25 protein-coding genes are annotated in these 23,235 nt (G+C 73.1%); 23 read left to right on the top strand and 2 right to left on the bottom strand.

The genetic code is table 11. The features are described from left to right. Nucleotide 1 precedes the first annotated feature (1 nt). Genes AB0C84_RS33405 through hypE form a run of 7 tightly spaced genes read left to right on the top strand, consistent with a single transcriptional unit; the run spans nt 2 to nt 4,459 of the window. A complete protein-coding gene (locus AB0C84_RS33405) occupies nt 2-508 on the top strand; it encodes a DUF892 family protein (RefSeq protein ID WP_179844069.1) in 507 nt (168 codons plus the stop codon). Then, complete coding sequence (locus AB0C84_RS33400; RefSeq protein WP_312879216.1) at nt 505-1,101, top strand: SIS domain-containing protein; 597 nt, start codon at nt 505-507, stop codon at nt 1,099-1,101. The genes AB0C84_RS33405 and AB0C84_RS33400 overlap by 4 nt, the downstream gene beginning before the upstream one ends. Continuing rightward, nucleotides 1,098-1,304 carry a HypC/HybG/HupF family hydrogenase formation chaperone gene (locus tag AB0C84_RS33395; protein WP_179844068.1) on the top strand — a complete coding sequence of 69 codons (207 nt, stop codon included), beginning with the start codon at nt 1,098-1,100 and terminating at the stop codon, nt 1,302-1,304. The genes AB0C84_RS33400 and AB0C84_RS33395 overlap by 4 nt, the downstream gene beginning before the upstream one ends. Nucleotides 1,305-1,309: 5 nt before the next feature. After that, on the top strand, nt 1,310-1,948 hold the full coding sequence (locus tag AB0C84_RS33390) for an SIS domain-containing protein (protein ID WP_179849375.1): 639 nt from the start codon (nt 1,310-1,312) through the stop codon (nt 1,946-1,948). Next, a complete protein-coding gene (locus tag AB0C84_RS33385; RefSeq protein ID WP_179844067.1) occupies nt 1,948-2,217 on the top strand; it encodes a HypC/HybG/HupF family hydrogenase formation chaperone in 270 nt (89 codons plus the stop codon). The genes AB0C84_RS33390 and AB0C84_RS33385 overlap by 1 nt, the downstream gene beginning before the upstream one ends. Further along, on the top strand, nt 2,217-3,395 hold the full coding sequence (gene hypD, locus AB0C84_RS33380) for a hydrogenase formation protein HypD (protein ID WP_361074227.1): 1,179 nt from the start codon (nt 2,217-2,219) through the stop codon (nt 3,393-3,395). The genes AB0C84_RS33385 and hypD overlap by 1 nt, the downstream gene beginning before the upstream one ends. After that, the gene (hypE, locus tag AB0C84_RS33375; protein ID WP_361074225.1) at nt 3,392-4,459 is read left to right on the top strand and encodes a hydrogenase expression/formation protein HypE; all 1,068 of its coding nucleotides are present in this window, start codon (nt 3,392-3,394) and stop codon (nt 4,457-4,459) included. Before hypD ends, hypE begins: the two co-directional genes overlap by 4 nt. Here the strand turns inward: hypE and AB0C84_RS33370 are convergent. After that, nucleotides 4,442-5,683, bottom strand: coding sequence for an MFS transporter (locus AB0C84_RS33370; protein WP_361074223.1), 1,242 nt, complete (start codon nt 5,681-5,683; stop codon nt 4,442-4,444). The two genes, hypE and AB0C84_RS33370, sit on opposite strands and share 18 nt — an antisense overlap. A 79-nt stretch (nt 5,684-5,762) precedes the next feature. On the opposite strand from AB0C84_RS33370, the gene AB0C84_RS33365 reads away from it, so the two are divergent. From AB0C84_RS33365 to AB0C84_RS33295, 15 genes are all read left to right on the top strand, one after another. Further along, nucleotides 5,763-6,713: a LysR family transcriptional regulator gene (locus AB0C84_RS33365; RefSeq protein WP_361074221.1), complete on the top strand. Its 951-nt coding sequence runs from the start codon at nt 5,763-5,765 to the stop codon at nt 6,711-6,713. 350 nt (nt 6,714-7,063) lie between these two features. Next, nucleotides 7,064-8,068, top strand: a complete 1,005-nt coding sequence (locus AB0C84_RS33360; protein WP_361074219.1) for a sulfotransferase — start codon at nt 7,064-7,066, stop codon at nt 8,066-8,068. A gap of 464 nt (nt 8,069-8,532) precedes the next feature. After that, nucleotides 8,533-8,790, top strand: coding sequence for an acyl carrier protein (locus AB0C84_RS33355; RefSeq protein WP_345173620.1), 258 nt, complete (start codon nt 8,533-8,535; stop codon nt 8,788-8,790). Next, a complete protein-coding gene (locus AB0C84_RS33350) occupies nt 8,790-9,431 on the top strand; it encodes an SGNH/GDSL hydrolase family protein (protein WP_361074217.1) in 642 nt (213 codons plus the stop codon). The genes AB0C84_RS33355 and AB0C84_RS33350 overlap by 1 nt, the downstream gene beginning before the upstream one ends. A gap of 76 nt (nt 9,432-9,507) precedes the next feature. Continuing rightward, nucleotides 9,508-10,335 (top strand): SGNH/GDSL hydrolase family protein, encoded by an 828-nt coding sequence (locus AB0C84_RS33345; RefSeq protein WP_361074215.1) that lies wholly within the window; start codon nt 9,508-9,510, stop codon nt 10,333-10,335. A gap of 30 nt (nt 10,336-10,365) precedes the next feature. Further along, nucleotides 10,366-10,818 (top strand): nuclear transport factor 2 family protein, encoded by a 453-nt coding sequence (locus AB0C84_RS33340; RefSeq protein WP_179844059.1) that lies wholly within the window; start codon nt 10,366-10,368, stop codon nt 10,816-10,818. A 72-nt stretch (nt 10,819-10,890) separates the two neighbouring features. Beyond that, nucleotides 10,891-12,849 (top strand): acyl-CoA dehydrogenase, encoded by a 1,959-nt coding sequence (locus AB0C84_RS33335; protein WP_361074213.1) that lies wholly within the window; start codon nt 10,891-10,893, stop codon nt 12,847-12,849. Between the two features lie 5 nt (nt 12,850-12,854). After that, nucleotides 12,855-14,696 carry a fatty acyl-AMP ligase gene (locus AB0C84_RS33330; protein ID WP_361074211.1) on the top strand — a complete coding sequence of 614 codons (1,842 nt, stop codon included), beginning with the start codon at nt 12,855-12,857 and terminating at the stop codon, nt 14,694-14,696. A gap of 76 nt (nt 14,697-14,772) precedes the next feature. After that, nucleotides 14,773-15,354, top strand: a complete 582-nt coding sequence (locus AB0C84_RS33325; protein WP_179844058.1) for a PadR family transcriptional regulator — start codon at nt 14,773-14,775, stop codon at nt 15,352-15,354. Between the two features lie 141 nt (nt 15,355-15,495). Then, nucleotides 15,496-16,035 (top strand): ATP-binding protein, encoded by a 540-nt coding sequence (locus AB0C84_RS33320; RefSeq protein WP_258941043.1) that lies wholly within the window; start codon nt 15,496-15,498, stop codon nt 16,033-16,035. 40 nt (nt 16,036-16,075) lie between these two features. Next, nucleotides 16,076-16,633 carry a hypothetical protein gene (locus AB0C84_RS33315; RefSeq protein ID WP_361074209.1) on the top strand — a complete coding sequence of 186 codons (558 nt, stop codon included), beginning with the start codon at nt 16,076-16,078 and terminating at the stop codon, nt 16,631-16,633. Nucleotides 16,634-16,715: 82 nt separating this feature from the next. Next, nucleotides 16,716-19,481 carry a nitrate- and nitrite sensing domain-containing protein gene (locus AB0C84_RS33310; RefSeq protein WP_361074207.1) on the top strand — a complete coding sequence of 922 codons (2,766 nt, stop codon included), beginning with the start codon at nt 16,716-16,718 and terminating at the stop codon, nt 19,479-19,481. Continuing rightward, nucleotides 19,478-19,897, top strand: a complete 420-nt coding sequence (locus AB0C84_RS33305) for a roadblock/LC7 domain-containing protein (protein WP_089311298.1) — start codon at nt 19,478-19,480, stop codon at nt 19,895-19,897. The genes AB0C84_RS33310 and AB0C84_RS33305 overlap by 4 nt, the downstream gene beginning before the upstream one ends. 6 nt (nt 19,898-19,903) lie before the next feature. Beyond that, on the top strand, nt 19,904-20,347 hold the full coding sequence (locus AB0C84_RS33300; RefSeq protein ID WP_173398268.1) for a DUF742 domain-containing protein: 444 nt from the start codon (nt 19,904-19,906) through the stop codon (nt 20,345-20,347). Continuing rightward, nucleotides 20,328-20,960, top strand: coding sequence for an ATP/GTP-binding protein (locus AB0C84_RS33295; protein ID WP_179844054.1), 633 nt, complete (start codon nt 20,328-20,330; stop codon nt 20,958-20,960). Before AB0C84_RS33300 ends, AB0C84_RS33295 begins: the two co-directional genes overlap by 20 nt. Nucleotides 20,961-20,987: 27 nt before the next feature. Here AB0C84_RS33295 and AB0C84_RS33290 read toward each other — a convergent pair whose 3' ends face one another. Continuing rightward, the gene (locus AB0C84_RS33290) at nt 20,988-21,500 is read right to left on the bottom strand and encodes a helix-turn-helix domain-containing protein (protein ID WP_361074204.1); all 513 of its coding nucleotides are present in this window, start codon (nt 21,498-21,500) and stop codon (nt 20,988-20,990) included. A gap of 65 nt (nt 21,501-21,565) precedes the next feature. Between AB0C84_RS33290 and AB0C84_RS33285 the strand changes: the two genes are divergently transcribed. Further along, complete coding sequence (locus AB0C84_RS33285) at nt 21,566-23,002, top strand: MFS transporter (protein ID WP_361074202.1); 1,437 nt, start codon at nt 21,566-21,568, stop codon at nt 23,000-23,002. Nucleotides 23,003-23,235: the final 233 nt, after the last annotated feature.

Below are 23,235 nucleotides of genomic sequence, written 5' to 3'. Positions count from 1 at the left end.
CATGACGACGATCGAGCGGCGGCTCGTCGGCCATCTGAAGGACGCGCACGCGCTCCAGGAGCACGCCGAGGCCGCGCTGAGCGAGATGCTGACCGCGGCGGCGGACGAGCCGGAGCTGCGCCGGCCGCTCGGCCACTACGCCGAGCGGTCGCGGGCGTACACCAGGGCGATCGAGGCGCGGCTGCACGCGCACGGGTCGTCCCCGAGCATCGCGCGCGACGCCGGGACGCTGCTGGCGTCGGTGCTGGAGGGCGGCATCGGCCACGGCCACCGCGACCCCGTGAAGCACATGCGGGACGCCTACGTCGCCGTCCACCTGCAGATCGCGGCGGGCGAGACGCTGCGGCGGCTCGCCGACCGCGCCGGGGACGGCGAGACGGCGGGGATCGCGGCGGCGATGTGCGAGGACGCCCACGCGATCTCGCACGAGCTGTCGGACCGCTGGGACCTCGCCGTGGACATGTCGCTGCGCGCCCGGCACGCCCCGCCCGCGGGGGACGGGCGGTGACCGCCGCAGTGACGGAGGTGTTCCGGCGCCGCGCGGCGCCGGGCGCCGCGCTCGCCGGGGAGGCGGGCGCCATCGCCGCGGCCTGCCACGCGATGGCGGCCCGCTTCCACGCCGGGGGACGCCTGCTCACCTTCGGGACCGGCGCCGCGGCGACCGACGCGCAGCACGTCGCGGTCGAGTTCGTGCACCCGGTGATCGTCGGCAAGCGGGCGCTGCCCGCGCTGTCGCTCACCGGCGACGTCGCGACGCTCACCGGCGTCGGCGCCGGCGCGGGGTTCGACGAGGTGTTCGCCCACCAGGTCCGCTGCTTCGGCGGCCCGGACGACATCGCGTTCGGGATCTCGCCGGACGGCCGCTGCGGCAGCGTCCTGCGCGCCATGGAGTGCGCCCGGGACCGCGGCATGCTGACGGTCGCGCTGGCGGGAGGGGACGGGGGAGCGCTCGCCGGGACGGTCGAGCACCTGGTCACGGTGCCGTCCGGCGACCCCCGCGTCGTGAAGGAGGTGCACGTCACCGCGTACCACGTGCTGTGGGAGCTGGTGCACGTGTTCCTGGAGCAGCCGGGCGTGCTCGGCCAGGAGGTGACGGCGTGAGCGGGTGCACGGGCGACCACTGCGTGACCTGCGCGGACGAGGCCGTCCCGGTCGTCGTCGCGCGGCTGCTCGGCGACGGCCTCGCGGACGTCGACGTCGGCGGCGGGCGGCTCGAACGGGTCAGCGTGGCGCTGGTGGACGCCGGGGTCGGCGACACCGTGCTCGTCCACGCCAAGGAGGCGATCGGGGTCGTGGCGACGTGACCGACATGCTCTATCCCTTCCTGTACGCGGGCGGTTCGGGGCTGGACACCCTGCTGGAGGACGTGCGCCGCTCGACGCGCGAGAAGGCCGACGAGATCGTCCGGCTGCGCGAGGCCGTCCTGGAGCGGTACGGCGAGGACCTCGCGGCGTGCGCCGCGCGGATGGCGGGCGCGTTCCGCTCCGGCGGCCGGCTCTTCACGTTCGGCAACGGCGGCAGCTCGACGGACGCGCAGGACGTCGCCGCGCTGTTCCTCAACCCGGGCGGGTCCGCGCGGCCGCTGCCGGCGCTGGCCCTGACGACCGACGTCGCCGTGGTCACCGCGCTTTCCAACGACGTCGGGTTCGAGGTGGTGTTCGCGCGGCAGCTCGCCGCGTTCGGGCGTCCGGGCGACATCGCGCTGGCGCTGTCCACCAGCGGGAACTCCGACAACCTGATCGCGGCGCTGCGGGAGGCGGCGCGGCGCGGGATGACGGTGGTCGGGCTCGCCGGATACACCGGGGGGCAGATGGCGGAGACGCCCGGCCTGCACCACCTGTTCACCGTCCCGTCGTCGTCGGTGCACCGCGTCCAGGAGGCGCAGACGACGATCTACCACGCGCTCTGGGAACTGACGCAGCTCGAACTGGCGGGGGAGGCCTTCTGATGTGCCTGGCGATACCGGGCGAGATCGTGGAGATCATGCCGGACCGCCCGGTGGCGAAGGTGGACGTGACCGGCGTCCGGCGGGCGGTGAACATCGCCCTGCTCGACGGGGAGCGGCTCGCCGCCGGCGACTGGGTCCTCATCCATGTCGGGTTCGCGATGTCCAAGATCGACGAGGACGAGGCGCGGGCGACGCTGGCGCTGCTGGAGGGCCTCGGCGAGGCCTACGACGACGAGATCGACGCGCTGCGGGAATCGAGGATCGACTGATGCGCTTCGTCGACGAGTACCGGGACGCGGAGCGGGCGAGGGCGCTCGCGGCCTCGATCACCGCGCTGTGCGAGCCCGGGCGGCACTACAAGTTCATGGAGGTGTGCGGCGGCCACACGCACACCATCTACAAGCACGGCCTGGAGGACTACCTGCCGGAGGGCATCTCGCTGGTGCACGGGCCGGGCTGCCCGGTGTGCGTGATCCCGATGGGGCGGGTGGACGACGCGATCCACATCGCGTCCCAGCCGGACGTCATCATGACGTCGTTCGGGGACATGATGCGGGTGCCGGGCGGCAGGGGGTCGTTCCTGGACGCCAAGGCCGCCGGCGCGGACATCCGGATGGTGTACTCGCCGCTGGACGCGCTGAAGATCGCCGAGCGGAACCCGTCGCGGCGCGTGGTGTTCATGGGGATCGGGTTCGAGACGACCGCTCCGTCCACGGCGATGACGGTGCTGCGGGCGGCCGCCGCAGGAGTCGAGAACTTCTCGGTGTTCTGCAACCACGTGACGATCCTTCCGGCGATCAAGGCGATCCTCGACTCGCCGGACCTGCGCCTGGACGGCTTCCTCGGCCCGGGCCACGTGTCGACCGTGATCGGCTGCGGGCCCTACTCGTTCATCACCGGCGACTACGGGAAACCGCTGGTCGTCGCCGGGTTCGAGCCGCTGGACATCCTGCAGTCGGTGCACATGCTGCTGGCCCAGCTCGCCGAGGGCCGCTCGGAGGTCGAGAACCAGTACGGGCGGGTCGTCCCGTGGGACGGCAACCCCCGGGCGCTGGAGGCGATCTCCAAGGTCATGGAGCCGCGGCCGTACTTCGAGTGGCGCGGCCTCGGCTTCATCTCGCACTCCGCGCTCCGGATGAAGGAGGAGTACGCCGCCTTCGACGCCGAACGCGTCTTCGACATCCCGGGCGGGCGGGTCGCCGATCCGAAGGCGTGCCAGTGCGGCGAGGTGCTCAAGGGCGTCCTGAAGCCGTGGGAGTGCAAGGTGTTCGGGACGGCCTGCACGCCGGAGACGCCGATCGGGACGTGCATGGTCTCGTCCGAGGGCGCGTGCGCCGCGTACTACAACTTCGGCCGCTTCACCCGCGAACGGATCAGCGAGGTCGGACGGGGCGGCGGGGCGGACCGGGCCGGGGAGCCCGGCGGGGTGAGGGAGCCGGTGCGATGACCGTCCGCGAGGAGCAGGTTCTGGAGCGCATCGAGCGCGCGCGGGCCCGCAAGGCCAGGCTCCGCGAGGACACGATCACGCTCGCGCACGGCGCCGGCGGCAAGGCCACCCGCACGCTGGTCGAGGCCGTGTTCCGGGAGGCGTTCGCCAACCCGCTCCTGGACCGGATGGACGACTCGGCGCGGTTCGCGGTGAACGGCGCCGACCTCGCCTTCACCACCGACTGCCACGTCGTGTCGCCGCTGTTCTTCCCCGGCGGCGACATCGGCGACCTGGCCGTCAACGGCACCGTCAACGACCTCGCCGTCTGCGGCGCGAGGCCGCTGCACCTGTCGGCGGGGTTCATCCTCGAAGAGGGCTTCCCCGTCGTCGACCTGCGCCGCGTCACCGAGTCGATGCGGCGCGCGGCGGACGCGGCGGGCGTCGACATCGTCACCGGCGACACCAAGGTCGTCGAGCGCGGGAAGGCCGACGGGTGCTTCGTCACCACCGCCGGCGTGGGGGTCGTGCGGTCCCGGCTGAGCGGGGAGATCCGCCCCGGCGACATCGTGCTGGTGACGGGCCCGGTCGGCGAGCACGGCGTCACGATCATGCTGGCGCGCGGCGAGCTGGACCTGGAGGCCGACGTGGTGTCGGACACCGCGCCGCTGACCTGCCTGCTCGCCGACCTGGCCGACGCGTGCCCGGGCGGTCTGCGCCGGATGCGGGACGCGACACGGGGCGGCGTGGCGACCGTCCTCAACGAGCTGGCGTCGGACGCCGGGGCCGCCGTGGTGGTGGAGGAGGACGCGATCCCGGTGCGCCCGGCCGTCCGGGGGGCCTGCGAGCTGCTCGGGATCGACCCGATGTACGTCGCGTGCGAGGGCCGCGCCGTGGTCGTGGTCGCCCCCGAGTGCGAGGGGGCCGCGCTGGCGGCGCTGCGGGCGCACCCGCTGGGCGAGGAGGCCGCCGTCATCGGGCGCGTGACGGACGACCCGTCCGGCCTCGTCCTGCTGAAGACGGCCTTCGGCGGCACCCGCATCGTGGACCTGCTGGTCGGCGACCCGCTACCGCGCATCTGCTGACCGGCGCGGCCCGCGGCCGGCGCCGGCGAGCGTGACGAGCAGCGACGCCGCGGTGAGCGCGGCGCCGAACCACAGGACGCTCCTGACGCCCAGGTGGTCGGCGAACAGCCCGGCGAACAGCGCGCCGACCGCGATGGAGGTGTTGTAGGCCAGGGTGTTGAGCGACATCGCGGCCTCGAACGTCTCGGGCGCGGCGGCGAGCGTCATGTTCACCTGGCACAGCTGCCAGGCGCCGAAGGACACTCCCCACACGACGAGCAGGACGACCGGCGCGGCCGCCCGGTGCCCGGCGGCGAGGAGCAGCAGCAACGAGGCCACGAGGCCCGAGCAGGCGGTGATGAAGGTCGCCCTCAGGTGCCTGGTCGCGGTGTGCCCGGCGATGAAGTTCCCCACGGCGCCCCCGATGCCGTAGGCCATCAGGAGCCCGGTGATGGAGGCGGACGAGGCGCTCGCGCCGTCCTCCAGGAACGGCCGCACGAACGTGTACGCCCCGAAGTGGCCGAGGACGAACAGCACGACGGTGACCATCACCGTGCGCAGCCGCACGTTCGTGACCAGGAGGGCGAACACCTCGCGGACGGGGACGGCGTTCCGCGACGGCAGGGACGGGACCACGACGGTGACCGCCAGCAGGACCAGCGCGCTGAGGCCGCTCCAGATGAGGAACGTGGTCCGCCAGCCGGTGAGGTCTTCCAGGAGCGTCCCGAGCGGCATGCCCACCACGGCGGCGATCGAGATGCCGGACATCACGACCGCGGCCGCCCTGCTCGCGTGCCGTTCGGGGACGAGGCGCATCGCCATGCTCACGCCGATGGCCCAGAAGACGCCGTTGGCGAAGCCCATGGTGAGCCGCGTGGCGAGGATCAGCGGAAAGGCGGGGGAGAGGGCGGTGACCAGGTTCCCCGCCGCCAGGACCACCAGCAGCGCCGGCAGCAGGACGCGGCGGTCGACGCGCCTGCTCCACGCCACGATGAAGGGCACGCCCAGCCCGGCCGAGACGCCGTACACGGTGACCATCAGCCCGGCGACGCCGACCGAGACCCCGAGGCCGGCGCTCACGGGGGTGAGGATGCCGACGGGCATCAGCTCGGTGGTGAGGAAGGCGAACAGGCTGGCCGTGATCGCCGCGACCCCCAGCCATCCTCGAAGGACCGAGGGCGGGCGCGCGCCCTGGGCGGCCGCACCGCCTCCGGTCGTCTCGTCGGTCGTCGTGTTCGTGTTCACCCCCGGAGTCTCGCCCCGGCCAGATCAATGAGTCCAACACATGTTCGTCATCCGATTGATCGCGATCCAAGATGAATTCATGGAGCTCCAGCAGATGCGCTACGTGGTCGCGGTGGCGGAGACGTCGAACTTCACCCGGGCGGCCGAGCGGTGCCGGGTCGTCCAGTCGGCACTGAGCCACCAGATCGCCCGGCTGGAGCGCGAGCTCGGCACCCGGCTCTTCGACCGCACCAGCCGACGGGTCCGGCTGACGCCGGCCGGTGAGGCGTTCCTGCCCGCCGCCCGGCAGGCCCTCGACGCCGCCGACCGGGCCCGCGCCGAGGTCGCGGCGGTCTCCGGGGAGATCCGCGGACGGCTCGCCATCGGCGCCATCCCCACCGTGACGGCGGTGGACCTGCCGAGCGCGCTGAAGGACTTCCACGTCCGCCATCCGCAGGTGCGGGTCACGTTGCGCGTGGGAGGGAGCACCGAAATGGCCGAGCGGGTGCGGCAGGGCACGCTGGACCTCGCGTTCCTCGGGCTGCCGCGCAGCACCCGGCCGAAGGGCGTGCACGGCCGCGTCCTGGGGCACGGCGAGCTGGTGGCGGTGGTCGCCCCCGGGCACCCACTGGCCGACGCGGTGGACGTCGGCCTGCGCCGGCTCTCGAACGAGGTGTTCGTCGACTTCTCCGCGGGCACGGCCGGGCGGGCCCAGTCGGACGAGGCGTTCGCCGCCGCCGGGGTCGGCCGTGACGTCGCCTTCGAGGTGACGACCCCCGACCTCGTGGTGCGGCTGGTCCGGCTGGGCCTGGGCGTCGGCATGCTGCCCGCCGCCTTCGTCACCGGGCTCGCCGGGCTGCGGGTCGTCGAGCTCCGTGATCCGCCCACCCGGGTGGAGCACCTGGTCTGGAGCCGCCTGGGGCCGTCTCCGGCCGCCACCGCCTTTCTGGAGGCCCTGGACGTCCCGGTGGCGCCCGCGCCGCCACGCCGCGGGACACCGGAAACGCCGCCCGAGGAAAAGAACGGAGCGTCGGCGGACGCCGCGCCGTGAGCCACTCGGGAAGCGTCCACACCGTCCGGCGACGCATATATCGCCGCTCTTTGGGCGGACGAGTAAATCCGCGCATCGAGCATTGCCCAGGAAGGGCATGGCCGGCAGGGAACGCCCATTGAAAGCACTCGAACGTTCAACCACTTCCGGTGCATCCGGCGGGAGAGTAAACGAGCGGGGCCGAGCCGGCGCCCGAGGCCGACACGCCTTCGGCGCCGGGGGAACAGGAGGCCCGGACGGGTCGGCGTGAGGGGCCCATGTGACTGCTGGGACGCCTGTGACCTGCGGTTTTCAGGTGCTGTTGAGGTTCGTTTGAGCTTCCTTCCAGGGGTCGCGGGTATTCGCGGGCCATGAGGGGGGAGTCGTGCAGGCCCATCTTCGTGCTCGGGTGCCCGCGCTCGGGGACGACGCTGCTCCAGCAGATGCTGCACTCGCACCGCCACATCGCGTTCCCCTCCGAGACGCGGTTCGTGCACATTTCCTACGACATCCGGCACCGGTTCGGCGACCTGGAGCGGCCGGGTAACCGGCGCGCGCTGGCCGAATGGATCACCGCCGGGGAGGGCACCAAGTTCGGGGTGCTGCGGCTGGACGCCGCGGCCGTGGTCGAGGAGATCGTGCAGGGGCCGCCGACGCTCGGGTCGGCGATCGCGGCGGTGTTCCGCGCCTACGCGCGCCGGCACGGGAAGCCGCGCTGGGGGGACAAGCGGCCGAGCTACTTCCGCCGGGTGCCGATGCTCCGGCGGATGTTCCCCGACGCCCAGTTCGTCCATCTCGTCAGGGACGGCCGGGACGCGGTGAGCTCGCTGACCCGGATGCCGTGGTTCGACGGCGACATCCACGCCGCCGCGCTGACCTGGCGGGAGGCGATCGACATGGGCACGCGCCTCCAGACCCGCCTGGGCCCGGACACCTTCTACGAGTTCCGCTACGAGGACCTGGTCGCCGAGCCCGAGGACGCCCTGACGAGGCTGTGCGCGTTCCTCGGCGAGAAGTACGACCCCGGCATGACGGGGGCGTACCGGCACGCGCGGCAGACGGTGCCGTCCGCGCGCAAGTGGCACCTGGGAACGCACGAGGCCGTGCACGGCCGTCAGGTCGGCGCCTGGCGCGAGCGCCTGGAGGGGTGGGAGGCGGACCTCGTCCAGCACGTCCTCGCGTCCCGGCTGCGGCGGCACGGCTACGCGATCACGGAGGGCGGGCGTCCGGGGGCGGCTGCGCTCGCAAGATTCCACCGTCTCGCGGCGCACCGCTGGAGGGCCCGGCACGCGCAGGCCGTCCGGGACCGGCTGGCGATGGAGCGCGAGCCCAACCCGGTCGTGTCGTGGCTGAACGGTCCGGTAAGCGTGTCCTGACAGACTGAGCGCGCCGACTGGATGGACAGATGGCCCTTGCCTCCAGGTAAGGGTGCCTCGGCCGGGCGGCACGGGACTCGCCCGAAGGGTTGTCCGAAACTCTCCTGGAACGTGCCCGGTTCGCGGCCGGGGCCGAGGGGCGCCGGGGCGAGGCTGACTATGGAACAGCGCAGGTAGCGTGCCGCCGGGAGTCGCGCGGGGGAGAACGGGTCGGTGGGGCGCGCGGGGCGGCGGGTCCGCGACCGCCCGCGTTGGGCCCTTATCGGAAGTGGTTACCGGTAAGTAACTTATCGCCGTTTTTACCGTACCACTGACTGGGTTTACAGGACGGAGACACCTCCGTGTCCGATCGTTCACATCCGGATCGAGACACGCCAACCATTTGGCTGTATCTTGCGTGTTGCTCGTCTTCCGTTACCAATCGCGATTGTTTCGATGATCCTCTGACATAAGGAGGAGTGGCGGTGTCCCGATCGGAAATAATTTCCCACGACGAGCTGCAATCGTGGCTTCTTGACAAGATCGCCTTCTACCTCGACAGGCCTGTGGAAAACATCGATCCCGGGGTCGAACTCGCCCGTTACGGGGTCGACTCGGTGTACGCGATCAGCATCATCAGCGACATCGAGGACCACCTGCAGGTGGAGGTCGACGTGGCCGAGGCGCGGCGCCGGGAGACGGTGGCCGACCTCACCGACTACCTGCTCGACCTCGTCGCGTGATGGCCGGCCGGCCCCCCGAGGCGGGCGGCGGCGGCGCCGGGCCCGCCATGGTGGTGCTCGGCGACAGCGTGGCCGAGGGCCAGGACGATCCGGACCCGGCCGGCGGGTGGCTCGGCTGGGCCGGACGGCTGGCCCGTCACCTGGGAATTTCCCGCGAGGAGATGCTCAACGCCTCCGACCCGGGAGCGACGGTCGAGGACGTGGTCCGCGACCAGCTGCCCGCCGTCCGCGACCTGGCGCCGCGGCTGGTCGTGCTCGGCTGCGGCATGAACGACGCGCTGCGCGGCTTCGAGCGGGAGGCCGCGGCGCTGCGGCTGGCGGAGCTGTTCGGCTGGGCGCGCGAGCGCGGCGCGGTCGTCCTGGCCATCCCGGTGCCGCGGCCGCCGCTGCTGGACATCTCGCCGATCTCGCAGTTCCGCAAGAAACGCACGGTGCAGCGCATCCACGATTTCAATGCCGAACTCGACCGGGTTTCACGCCTGTTCGGAATGGCGTTCCCGGAGCGGGACACGGTGGCGAGGGTCGCCGATCCCGCGATGTGGAGCGCCGACGGAATCCATCTGAACCCGGATGGGCACGCCTATGTCGCGGAAGTGATGGCGCAACTCGCGGCAAGCCTGCTCGGCGAGCGGGTGAAATGAGTCACGGGGGCCGATCCAGCAGTCTGGGAGACTGATGAAAAGAGCATATTCCGTCGCTCGCGCATTCCGTTCGCCGATGCTGCTGTTCCTGGCTCCCGTACTGGTCGTGCAGGCATGGCGGACGGTGCGGCGGACACCGCGGCTGGACCCGGCGACCGGGGACGAGCAGGGCTTCGTCGCCGGCGCCGACCCCGGGCGGGGCCCGGCCTTCCGGGTCGTGGTGATCGGCGAGTCCACCGCGGTGGGCGTCGGCGCGTCCCGGCACGCCGAGGCGCTGCCCGGCTTCCTGGCGGAGGAACTGGGCGAGCGGCTGCGGCGCAGCGTGGCCTGGTCGGTCTCCGGCCGGAACGGCGCGACGGCCCGGCGCATCATCGGCGGGCTCGTCCCGCCCGCGAACGGCACCGCGCCGAACCTGGTGGTCGTCACCGCGGGCATCAACGACCTGCTCAGACGGCGTCCCCTGCGCCGGTGGGCGGCGGACGTGACCGAGCTCGTCGCCCTCCTGCGGGGCCGGTTCCCGGAGGCGACGGTGCTCGTCGCCGGGATGCCGCCGGTGCACCGGTTCCCCGCGCTGCCGCGGCCGCTGCGCTCGGTCCTCGGCGCGCGGGCGCGGGCGATGGACCGGATCACGCGGGACGCGGCCGAGGCGGGCGGCGCCGTCCACGCTCCCATGGACGAGGCGATGGCCCGCGACCCGCGGCTCTTCGCGGCCGACGGCTTCCACCCGTCGGCCGCGGGCTACCGGGCCTGGGCGCGTGACCTCGCCCGCGCCGCCTTCCCCGCCCCCGCCCCCGCCCCCGGACCCGCCACCGGACCCGCCACCGGAGCCGGCGCCGCCGGGCCCGGCGAACCGCCACAGGACACGCCCCCCGCCGGAGCCGTCCCGCCGAGGACGGCCGACTGACCGTAACGGCAAGCGAAGGGAGCAGCTCGGATGACGGTTCCCGGAACGTTCCGATCGGCGGTGGAGGCCAAGGACCTCGCCGCCATCACCGGTGCGCTGGACCCCGGCATCGAGTTCCGCAGCCCGGTGATGGTGAAGCCCTACCTGGGGCGCGACGCCGTCGCCGCCCTGCTCGGCGTCCTGCTGGAGGTCTTCGAGGACTTCCACTACACCGACGAGCTGGTGGGCGTCCCCTCGGGCGGGACGAACGGCGCGGGCCCCCCGGCGCAGGCGCTGGTCTTCAGCGCCAGGGTGCTGGGCAAGGACCTCCAGGGGCTGGACCTGCTGAGGTTCGGCGAGAGCGGGCTCGTCACCGGCCTGACCGTCATGGTCCGCCCGCTGCCCGCGGCGATGACGCTCGCCCGGGTGGTCGGCAGGCGCATGGAGGACCCGAAGAACGCCGACGACGCGGGGGGCCCGTCCGGCGACACCGCGCAGCCATAGGGAGCCGACCCGCACAGGAGTCGCGGCCCGCGAACAGGAAGGCGCGACCCACACAAGGGAGTCGAAGGAAAAATGGATAGCAAGGTCCCCGCACACCCCGTGCACCCCGTCCGCCCCGCCCACTCCGCCCCCGGGGCCCACGCTGAGAGTTCCGTCCATCCCGCGCATCCCGTACACCCCGGCCCTTCTGAGGACCCCGCATCCGAGACGTCCTCTTCTGAGAGCCCCGCGCCCGAGCAGCCCGCCTCCGAGGGGGCCGCGCCCGGGCGGCACCCGCGCGAGAGGCTGGCGCCGGCGCACCGGATCGCCGCCGACCTGGACGGCTATCTCGGCGACCCGATGGACGACGAGGCGGGGCCGTTCTCCTACAAGGCCATCGTGGAGGCGGAGGAGCGCGACGAGCTCCCCCCGGGCGCGGTGGACGCCGTCAGGGCGTGGGGCTTCCCGAAATACCTGGTGCCGAGCGGGCTGGGCGGGCGCCTGACGACCCTTGAGGAGCTGTTCTTCGTCACCCGCGGCATCTCACGCCGCAGCGTCACCGTAGCGGTGATGTACGGGTCCGGCCTGCTGGCGGTCAACCCGGTGTGGCTGTGGGGCGACGCCTGGCAGCGCAGGACCGTGGCGGACGGGGTGCTGCGCGGGGACCTGGCCTGCTTCGGCGTCTCGGAGGCCGACCACGGCAGCGACGTGATGGCGTCGGAGTCGGAGGCCGACATCCAGGGGGACGAGCTGGTGCTGACCGGGGTGAAGTGGCCGGTCGGCAACGCCACCCGCGGACGGTTCGTCACCACCTACGCCAGGACCGGCCCGCGCGACTTCTCCCTCATCCTGGTCGACAAGCGGGAACTGGACCCGGCGGCCTGGTCGACGCTGCCGCCCGTCCGGACGGTCGGGCTGCGCGGCCACGACCTGTCCGGCGTCGCGTTCTCCGGGGCGCGGCTGCCCGCCGAGCGGGTGATCGGGCGGCGCGGCTCCGGGCTCGTCCAGACGCTCAAGACCCTGCAGATCACCCGGACCGCGATCGCGGCGCTGTCGGTCGGGACGATGGACGCGGTGGTGCGCATCGGGATGGAGTACGCGCGCCAGCGCACCCTCTACGGTTCGGACATCTACCGGATCCCGGTGATCCGCGACCACCTGGTCAAGGCGCACCTGGACCTGCTGATCGCCGAGTGCGTGGCGATCCCGGTGGCGCGCTGCCTGACGGTCGCGCCCGGGCGGCTCAGCCTGTGGTCCTCGATCGTGAAGTACTTCGTGCCCGTCCTCGGCGAGGAGGTCGTGGCCAGCATCGGGACCGTGCTCGCCGCGCGCGGCTACCTGCGCGAGGGCGTGGCGCACGGGGTGTTCCAGAAGCTCCAGCGCGACCACGCCATCGCGAGCATCTTCGAGGGCACCACGCACGTGAACCTCGCCAACGTCGCGGGCCAGCTGCCCTTCCTGATCGACCCGCCGGCGGAGACGGGCCGCGAGGACGAGCTGCTCGCCGACCTGTTCTGCTGGACGCGGACCCCGCCCGCCTGGGACCCCGACGGCCGCCTGCTCCAGCTCACCAACGAGGGGCGCGACGAGATCGGCCAGCGGTTCGAGGAGATCTCCGAGGAGGCGCTCGCGGCGGCGAACGCGCACGCCGCGCCCGGCGTCGCGGCCGAGCTGAAGGACCTGCTGTCCGCCATCGGCACCCTGCGCGCCAGGATCGAGGAGGGCATCCGCAAGAACGAGGGCGACACGTCCTCGGTCGCGGCGCTGACACGGGCCCGGCGGTACTGCGAGCTGCACGCGATGGCGTCGTGCATGCTCACCTGGCTGCACAACCGGCAGGTGTTCGGCGGGGCGTTCGAGGACGGCCAGTGGCTCGTCCTGTGCCTGCAGCGGCTGCTCCAGCGGGCGCAGCCCGACACCGTCCTGTCCGAGGAGTTCCTCCCGCCGCTGGAGGACGCGATGTTCCGCGGCGAGGGCGAGCGGCGCTGGTTCTCCCTGCTCTCCCTGTCCGCGCTCCCGCCCTCCCTGCTCATCTCCCCCGAGGACGAGTGACACCCATGGCCGGGCCACCGGAGACGACGAGAGATTTCGTGTCGCTCGTCCGGAAGAACATCCGGACGCACGGCGACACCCGCTCCTTCACCTTCATCAGCGAGGAGCCGGGACGCAAGTACAAGGAGAACGTGCTCGGCTTCGCCGACCTGGACCGCAAGGCCCGCGCGCTCGGCTGCCGCCTGGAGGCGCGCGGCTTACGGGACCGGGCCGTCCTGCTGCTCTACCCGGAGGGGCTGGAGTTCCTGGCGGCGTTCCTCGGCTGCCTGTACGCGCGCGTCATCGCCGTCCCGGCCCCGCTTCCGGACCTGGACGCGGGCCGCTTCGGCCGCACCCGCCGGATCATCGAGGACGCCGACGTCGCGCTGATCCTCACCGACACCGCCCACCGCGACACCCTCGACGCGTGGCTGTCGGCCGCCGGGCTGAAGGGGCGCGTCCACTGCCTGGACACCCAGGCGGGCAAGGACACCGACGCCGGGGACTGGTCCCCTCCGCGGTCCGGGCCGGACACCGTCGCCTTCCTCCAGTACACCTCCGGGTCGACCAGCGAGCCGAAGGGCGTCATGGTGACCCACGGCAACCTGCTGGCCAACGGCGAGGAGATCAGGCGCCGCATCGAGGGGTCGCCCGCCACGGTCGGCGTCGGCTGGGTGCCGCACTACCACGACATGGGGCTGGTGGGGCAGTTCCTCCAGCCGCTCTACCTCGGCTGCCGGTACGTCTTCACCTCGCCGATCACGTTCATCAAGCGCCCGGTGCTGTGGCTCGAGCTGATCACCCGGTACCGGGGGACGATCACCGTGGCGCCGAACTTCGGGTACGAGCTGGTGCTGCGCCGCGTCACCGACCGGCAGCTGGAGGGCCTGGACCTGTCGTCGCTGACCGTCGTGAAGAACGGCGCCGAGCCCGTCCGGGCCGCGACGCTGGAGGCGATGGCCGAGCGGTTCGCCCCGGTCGGGTTCCGGCCCTCGATGTGGATGCCGTGCTACGGGATGGCCGAGACGACGCTGCTCATCACCGGCGCGCCCCTCGGCGGCGGCCCCGTCGTCCGCGACTTCGACGCGGGGGCGCTCGCGCGGAACGAGGCCGTCCCCGCGGACGGGACCCCCGCCCACGGCGTCAGGCGGCTCGTCAGCAGCGGCCGTCCCGTCACCCTGGACGTCCGCGTCGTCGACCCCGAGACCGGCGCCGAGCGGCCGGAGCGTCGCGTGGGGGAGATCTGGGTGCGCGGCGGCAGCGTCGCGCGCGGCTACTGGGAGAGCCCCGAGCAGACCGAGGCGACGTTCCGCGCCCGCACGGCCGGCGGCGAGGGCCCGTTCCTGCGGACGGGCGATCTCGGCTTCACCGCCGACGGCGAGCTGTACGTCACCGGGCGGATCAAGGATCTGATCATCGTCAACGGCCGCAACATCCACGCGCACGACATCGAGGAAGTGGCACGCGCCGCGCATCCGGCCGCCCTGCTCGGCGCCGCCTTCGCGATCGACGCCGCCATCGACCCCGACCTCGGCCCGGGGCCGCCCGAGGGCGGCGGGGTCGACGCGAGCCGGGAGCAGGTCGTCATCGTCCAGGAGATCAGCACCCGGGCGGCTGCCGGGACGCCCCTGGAGGAGGTGGCCGCCGCGGTCAGGACCCGGGTCGCCCGGACGTTCGAGCTGCCCGCCGTCAGCGTCGTGCTGGCCGCGCGGGGCTCGGTGAGGCGGACGACCAGCGGGAAGATGCAGCGCCGGCAGACCCGCGAGGCGTTCCTGACCGGGCGGATCACCGAGCTCGCGGCCGATCTGGAACCGGGCGTCGCCGGTCTCCGGGAGGCCCGCGCCCAAGTCGACGCTGACCAATCCTAGTCAACATGATGACTAATCATGTCGTTGTCTGCTAACGTCGGGCATCACCCTGAGTCAAGGCGGGGAGAGAAGGCCGATGGCGCTACGTCACGCGGTGCTGGCGGCGCTGCTCGACGGCGAGTACAGCGGCTACCAGCTGGCAAAGATCTTCGATTTGTCGGTCTCCAACTTCTGGCACGCCGTACCGCAGCAGCTCTACTCGGAGCTGTCGAGGTTGGAGACGGAAGGTCTGATCAGCGGGCGGCAGATCATCCAGCACGATCGTCCCAACAAGCGCGTGTACACCGTCACCCAGGCCGGCGTCGACGAGCTCGAACGGTTCGCCGTGACCCCCGCCAAGCCAGGGATCATCCGCGAGAACCTGCTCGTCATGGTGCAGGCCGTGGACCACATCTGCGCCGACTCCGTCATCGCGCAGCTGGAAGACCGGGCGGTGGCCTCGGCGGCCAAGGTCGAGGTCTTCGAACGCACCCTCAAGCACCTGCGCGGCGACCTGGACGAGGAGTCCTTCCTGCGCACCGGGTCCCCTCTCGGGCCCTACCTCACGTGCCTGCGCGGACGCCGCTTCGAGCAGGAGAACTACGCGTGGTTCACCAGCACCGCCCGGCTGCTGCGAGCCCGGGCGGGCACCCAGTCCGAGGGGAGCGGCCCGCCATGAGGCGGCCCCGTCCCTCGCACGCCGTGCCACCGTCTGCCCGGACAGCGGCGGCACCGGCACCAACCCCCCACGCCCACCCCAGCCTCGCGCCCCGGCCGGGCTGGAATCGGGCGGCACGCCTTAGTCAAGGAGGCGTTCATCATGTCAGGCGACCACCACACCATCGAACTACCTAGCACACCACTTCCGAGCCACCTGACCACCACCGCGTCCCAGGTCGCGGCACCGAACGGCACGGCGCCGAACGGGCTGCGGGGCCTGGACGAGGCCCCCGCGGTCCTGCTGGGCGAGCTGACGCTGCCCGCCGAGCGGGAGTCCGTGCCGGCGGCGCGGCGCTTCAGCAGGTCCGTCAGCACCGCGTCCGGCATCGGGCACGTCGCCGACGACGCCGAGGTCCTGGTGTCGGAACTGGTCACCAACGCCGTCCGGCACGCGCCGGTCGCCGGAGGCGCGCTGTGCCTGCGGCTGCTGCGCGCCGGCACCCGGCTCCGCATCGAGGTGCACGACCAGAGCGCCGCCGTCCCGACGGCGCGGCCGGTCGACCTCATGGAGGAGACGGGGCGCGGCTGGTTCCTCGTCGCGGTCATGGCCGACGGGCACGGCACCGACCACACCGCCTCCGGCAAGGCGGTCTGGTGCGAGGTGCGCGCCTGGCCGCGGGACGAGCACCCCGGCCACTGAGCATCTCCCGCGCACCCCCGGTACGGCGATGGGAAATGCCATGCCTGCTAACGCCATGCCCGCAGACGACCGGCCCGCGGACGAGCGGCCCGCGGACCCCCGGCCCCCCGGCCAGGGGCCCTTCGATCAGCGGCCCGCCGATCGGCGGGCCGTCGATCGGGGGCCGGTCGAGAGAAGGCCCGCCGACCCGGGGCCCGGTGACCGCCGGCCCCCGGGAGAGCCCGCCGGCCCGCGGTCCGCCGATCCCCGCCGTCCCCCCGACTACTACCGGGAGGACGGGCGGCGCGCCACGGCCGAGGAGGCCCAGCGGCTGCTGCTCGACGTGCGGGGGCGCCTGCTCGCGCAGGACGTCATCCGCGTCGGCGCCGTCGTCGTGGTCGTCTCGACCTGGTTCACCGTGATCGACCTCGGCATCGCGGCGAACGGAAGGCCGCTGCTGTGGCAGACGATCGTGTCCGACCACGCCATGCACGCCGACATCGGGCAGTACACCGCGCGGGACAAGGCCCTGCGCGGGCACGCCCAGGCCGTCGCCATGATCAGCGGCCGGCTGCGCGGCCTGGTCGCCCGCGCGGCCCTGGACGAGGCCCACCCCTGACCCCGCACCCCCCGACACACGGGCCACCCCCGACACACGGGCCGGCAGCGCGGCCCGCCCCCGGCTAGAGGTAGTGATCTCGATGTCCCGCACGACACCCCGTGACGACGCGTCCGGCCGAAGGCCCCGGCGCAGGCGTCCCATCCGGCTGCGGATCACGGCGCTGCTGCTGGTCCCGCTGGTGTCCCTCATCACCCTGTGGGCGTTCGCCGCGAACATCACGCTCGGCGACGCGTTCGACAAGTACGACTTCTCCACGACCTACGAGAAGGTGGGCCTCCCCGGCATCTACCTGGTGAACCAGCTCCAGGCGGAGCGTTCCCTCAGCGTCGTCGCGCTCAGCACGCGCGACCCCGCGGACCGGCAGAAGCTGGGCGGGCAGCGCGCCCGGGTGAGCGCCGTGGACAAGGCGTTCCGCTCGACCGCGCTGTCGCCCGACGCGCGGGACGCGGCCGAGCCGGAGACCAAGCGGCGCCTCGCCGAGGCGGTCCGGGCGCTGGACCGGCTCCCGCAGCTGCGCGCCAGGGTCGACTCGGGCAGGGTCCAGCCGCTGGAGGTCATCAACTCCTACAGCGTCCTGCTCGACCAGGTCATCAAGGTCTTCGACGGCCTGGTGACCGTCAACGACGTCGCCATCTTCACGCAGGGCCGGGCGCTGATCGGCATCGGCAACGCCCGCGCCTACATGCTGCGGGAGGACTCGCTCGTCACCGCGGCGATGGCGCGCAACGGGCGGCTCACGGCCGCCGAGCACACCGCGTTCGTCCAGTGGGCCGCGGAGGGGCGCCGCGTGTTCGAGGCCGGGCTCGCCGACCTGAACGAGCGGATCCGCGGGCCGCTCGGCCGGCTCGCCGCGTCCGCGGAGTTCCAGCGGTACCGGGCGGCCGAGGACGCGATCGTCAACGCCCGCGGCGACCGGCTGCCGCCCGAGGCCGCGGACTGGCAGGCCACCACGCAGCTGCTGTCGCAGGCGTGGGCGCAGAAGGTGACCGAGGCGAGCCTCGCGCTCAACGAGATGGCCAAGCCGATCGGTGAGCGGATCATCATGCGGCTCGTCCTGGCGGGCGGGTTCGGGCTGCTCGCGGTGATCGCCTCGATCCTGCTGTCGCTGCTGGCCGCGCGCAGCCTGTCGCGGGAGCTGCGGGGGCTGCAGCGCGCCGCGCTGAAGCTCGCCGAGGACCGGCTGCCCGGCGTCGTCGCCCGGCTGCGGCGCGGCGAGGAGGTGGACGTGGACGCCGAGGCGCCGCCGCTGGTCATCGGCAAGTCGCGGGAGGTCGCGCGCGTCGGCGACGCCTTCACCAAGGTGCAGCACACCGCGATCGAGACCGCCGTGCGGGAGTCCTACCTGCGGCAGGGCATCAGCCGCGTGTTCCTCAACGTCGCGTGGCGCAGCCAGTCGCTGCTGCACCGCCAGCTGCGGATGCTGGACGAGATGGAGCGCGACGCCTCCGACCCCAAGGTGCTGGAGGACCTGTTCCGCCTCGACCACCTCACCACCCGCATGCGCCGCCACGCGGAGGGCCTGGTCATCCTGTCCGGGACGTCCCCGGGGCGGGGCTGGAGCCGGCCGGTGCACGTCGAGGACGTGCTGCGCGCCGCCGTCGCCGAGGTCGAGGACTACACCCGGGTCGAGATCGTCGTGGTGTCCGGGCAGGCCGCGGTGATCGGCGAGGCCGTCGCCGACATCATCCACCTGCTCGCCGAGCTGATCGAGAACGCCACGGTGTTCTCGCCCGCGCCGACCGAGGTGCTCGTCCGCGGCGAGATGGGCGCCAACGGGTTCGCCGTCGACATCATCGACCGCGGCATCGGGCTCGACCAGTCCGAGCTGGACGCGCTGAACCTGCGGCTGGCGCGGCCGCCCGAGTTCGACCTGGCCGTCACCGACCGGCTCGGGCTGTTCGTCGTCGGCCGCCTCGCCGGCCGGCACGGCATCAGGGTGGCGCTGCAGCCGTCCCTGTACGGGGGCGTCAGCGCCGTCGTGCTGATCCCGCGCCAGCTGATCGTGGACGCCGACCAGCCCGAGGACGAGGACGGCGCCGTCCAGGCCGGTCCCGTCCAGCAGCGGGGCGCGGCGGTGAACGGGTCGATGCGCGCGTGGCCCACGCCGCCGACGCCGTCGTCCACCGCGACGCTCAACGCGCCGGTGTACGACATCGCCCCCGTCCAGGACGTGGCGTCGACCGATACGGCGCCCAACCGGGCGATCCCCGGCAGTCCGGCGCCCAACGGCGCGGCGCCCGACGCCATGGGGCCGGCCGGTGAAGCGGCGCCGCCAGAGACGCCGGTGTCCTTCCCCCACTGGGGGAGCGAGGAGAAACCGGACCAGAACGCGGCGGTGGGGTTCGACGACGGTGACCAGACCCCGACGTCGTTCGGGACCCCACCGCCGCACGGTCCGCCGCCGACCGACGCCACGCGTCCGTTCCAGGCCGCCGGGCCCCGAGCCCCCGCCTTCGGCGGTGGTTCCTACGGCGGAGCCGCCGACCGGTACGACGCTCCCGCGTCGTTCGGAGAGACGCCGTTCGGCGAGTCCCCGTTCGGCGGGACGCAGTTCGGGGACGCGCAGACGACCGGCGGAGGGCGGGCCCCGCTGCCGCGCCGGGTGCGCGGCGGGAGCCTCGCGCCCCAGCTGCGCGACGCCGGCACCTACGAAGACACCGGTTCCTACGAGGAGACCGGCCCGTACGGAGAAGAGTCCGCCGCCACCGGCGACGCCATCGCCGCCTGGGAGGAACGGTCGGCGGAGGCGTCCCGGGACCTGTTCGCGTCCCTGCAGGCGGGCTGGCTGCGCGGCCGGGACGAGGACGAGGCGCCCGAGGGGCCCGGCATGGAGGGAAGATCATGACCTATCAGGGAGTGGCCGCGGAGCTGAACTTCCTCCTCGACGACCTGGTCGACCGGGTCCCGCAGATCAGGAAGGTGGTCGTGCTGTCCCGGGACGGGCTCGTCATGGGCATGTCGCGGGGCGTCGGGCGCGAGGACTCCGAGTACCTCGCGGCCCTCGCCGCCGGGTTCCACAGCCTCGCCGTCGGGGCCCGGCCGCAACTGGACTCCGGCGAGATCCGGCAGACGCTCGTCGAGATGGACAAGGGCCTGTTCTTCGTCGTCCCGGCCGGGGCCAACAGCTGCCTCGCGCTGCTCAGCGAGGTCGGCGCCAACGCCGGCCTCGTGGCCTACGAGATGACGATGCTGGTCAAGCGGGTCGGCAGGCAGCTGTCCACCGGACTCAGGCAGGGCGCGCCCGGACCCGGACACCGGTGACCCGCCATGGACCCCAGTGACGGGCCCGGTGCTCCCCGGGGTCCCGGCAGGGAACGGTGGCTCGACGCGGCCGCCGGACCGATCGTCCGCCCCTACGCGGTGACACGCGGCCGCACCCGGCCGAGCGGCGAGCCGCTCGACATCGTGGCGATCCTCGTCGCGACCGGGCGGCCGCCGCCCGAGCCCGGCCGGCTCTCGCGCCAGCAGCGCAGGCTGCTGGCGCTGTGCCGGCGCCCGCACGCCCTCGCCGACCTCGCCTCGGACCTGAACCTGCCCTTCGGCGTGATCCGGGTGCTGGCCGGCGACCTGCTCGACTCCGGCCTCCTGGAAGTCCAGCGATGGTCCCCGGCGCCGTCGCCGTCCGGGCCGTTCGGCCAGGCGACCGCGCTCCAGCCGCACAACGACCCGAACCTGCTCAGGAGGGTGCTCGATGAACTCCGCGCGCTCTGACGCCCCGCCCCCCGCCACCGCGGAACCGGACGAGCCCGACGACCGGGCGGACGGCCCGCGCGTCGCGCTGAAGATCCTCGTCGCCGGAGGGTTCGGCGTCGGGAAGACGACCATGGTCGGCGCGGTCAGCGAGATCCGGCCGCTGCGCACCGAGGAGGCGCTGACCGACGTGAGCGTCGGCGTCGACGACCTCGACGGCGTCGCCGCCAAGACCACCACGACCGTGGCGATGGACTTCGGCCGCATCACGCTGCGCGACGGCGTCGCCATCTACCTGTTCGGGACGCCCGGCCAGGAGCGGTTCTGGTTCATGTGGAACGAGCTGTCGCGCGGCGCGCTCGGCGCGGTCGTGCTCGCCGACACGCGGCGGCTGATGGCGAGCTTCGCCTCGATCGACTACTTCGAGCGCAAGGGCACGCCGTTCGTCGTCGCCGTCAACTGCTTCGACGACGCCGACCGTTACGAGGCGCCCGAGATCCGGACGGCCCTGGACATCGACCCCCACGTCCCCGTCCTGCTGTGCGACGCCCGCCGGACGGTGTCGGCGAAGCAGGTGCTCGTCTCGCTGGTCGAGCACGCGCTGCGGCTCGCGGGCGGCACCCGGCACGCGTGAGCGCCCGCGGCCGCCCGCGGCCGCCCGTCAGCCCCCGGACCCGCCGTCGCCCTGCTCGCCGTCCGCCGTGCCCGGCGGCCCCATGACGATCTCGTCCACCGCGACGTCGTGGCCGTCCGCGCATCTGACCTGCGCCGTCACGCGCTCGCCGCAGCGGGCGTGCGTCAGCATGACCTGGCGCCCCTCCTCGTGCGGGAGGTAGGTCTCGCCCCATTCCATGAGGCTGACGAGGGTGGGCGCGAGGTCCAGGCCCATCTTCGTCAGGTGGTACTCGTACCGCGTGCGCTGCCCCGGCTCCTGGTAGGGCTCCCTGGTGAGCAGGCCGGCGTCGACGAGGTGGCGCAGCCGGGCGGTGACGGCCGACTCCGTCATGCCGAGGTTGCGCACGAAGTCGCCGAATCGGTTCGTCCCGAAGAAGGCCTCGCTGAGCACCAGCACCGCCGACGGCGGGCCGAGCGCGGCGAGCGTCCTCGCGACCGGGCAGTTCTGCATCGACCAGGCGTCACGGTCGGCGAAGTGCCCTTCCAGTGAGATTGTCACCCTTCCACTATAAACCTGCTGACTTTGCTTGACCAAAGTCAGGGGGCTCGCTAGCCTCCCTGACTATGGTGGAACAAAGTCAGGTGCGCGGCGCGGGCCGGATCCGCAGGGGACCGGTGCTCGCGGTGCTCTCCGTCGCCTCCTTCATGGCGGGCCTCGACCTGTTCATCGTCAACGTGGCGTTCACCGACATCGGCCGCGACTTCGCCGGGGAGTCGATGGCCGACCTGTCGTGGGTGCTCAACGGATACGCGATCGTGTTCGCCGCCCTGCTGGTGCCGCTCGGCCGGCTCGCCGACCGCTACGGCCGCAAGGCGGGCCTCCTCCTCGGCCTCACCGTCTTCACCCTCGCCTCCCAGGCGTGCGCCGCCGCCCCCTCGCTGTGGTGGCTCGTCGCCTTCCGCGTCGTCCAGGCCGCGGGCGCCGCGGCGCTCATCCCCACCAGCCTCGGGCTGCTGCTGTCGGCGTACCCGGCCGAGCGGCGCGGCGGCGCGGTGCGGATCTGGTCCGCGGCCTCGGCGATCGCCGCCGCGGCCGGGCCCGCGGTCGGCGGCGTCCTGGTCGACGCCTCCTGGCGCTGGGTCTTCGAAGTCAACGTCCCCATCGGCATCGCGGCGGTGCTGCTCGCCGCCCGCCTCGTGCCCGACTCCCGCGAAGGCGTGACGGCCCGCGTCCCCGACCTGATCGGGACCGCCGTGGCGACCGCGGCGATCGCGCTGCTGGCACTCGGCGTCGTGAAGATCAACGACTGGCCGGGCGAACGGACCGTCCTCGTGGCCGCCGCCGCGCTGCTCGGCCTCGCCTGGTTCTGGCTGCGGTCCCTGCGCCACCCCGCGCCGGTGATCGAACCCGCGCTGCTGGGCGTCCGCACCTTCCTGTGGTCCAACGCCGCCGTCCTGCTGTTCACCGTCGCGTTCGCCGCCAACCTGCTGCTCGGCGTGCTGTGGATGCAGCAGGTCTGGCACTACTCCCCGATCCGCACCGGGCTCGCCGTCGCGCCCGGCCCCCTGATGGTCCCCGTCATGGCGCTCATCGCCGGACGCCTCGCCGCCCGCGTCCCCGTCGGGCTCATCACCGCCGCCGGGTGCATGCTGTGCGCCTTCGGCGTCGTCCTGATCGCGACGAGCCTGGGCCCCGCACCCGCCTACGCCGCGCAGATGCTGCCGGGCTGGCTCATCGGCGGCACCGGCGTCGGCCTCGCCCTCCCCACCATCCTGTCCGCCGCCGCGGTCGAACTGCCCTCCCACCGCTACGCCACGGGCAGCGCCGTGGTGAACATGAGCCGGCAGATCGGCGCGGTACTCGGCGTCAGCCTCGCCGTCGCCGTCCTCGGCACCCCGCGCGGCTACACCGACGCCCACACCGCCTACTTCCACGCCTGGCTGATGGTCGGCGCGTTCATGGTGATCGCAGCGATCACCGCCCTTGGCATGACCCCGCGCCGGCCCCGGCCGTCCCGTCCCGTCCCCGAGCCAGAAACGGAAGTGATCGCCCGCGCCTGACACCCCACCTTGACACGGGAAACGGGCGAAGCCTTGACCCGGACCGCAAGGCCCGGTTCGCCCGTACCCCGCACAGCAGGCACCTCATCCGGAGAGGTGCCTGCTGTATTTATTGTGTTCTTGGGGGCGGTCGGCGCCTTGGGGGCGCCCCCCCCCCCCCCCAACACCATCGATTTCTGGAAACCTCCGACACCCCATTCGGCTCGCTGGGCCGTCAGGTTTTAGCAGGATAT

Source organism: Actinomadura sp. NPDC048955 (assembly GCF_040649435.1).
Classification (GTDB): Bacteria; Actinomycetota; Actinomycetes; order Streptosporangiales; family Streptosporangiaceae; genus Spirillospora; species Spirillospora luteofluorescens.
This window is presented reverse-complemented; position numbering and strand designations above follow the sequence as displayed.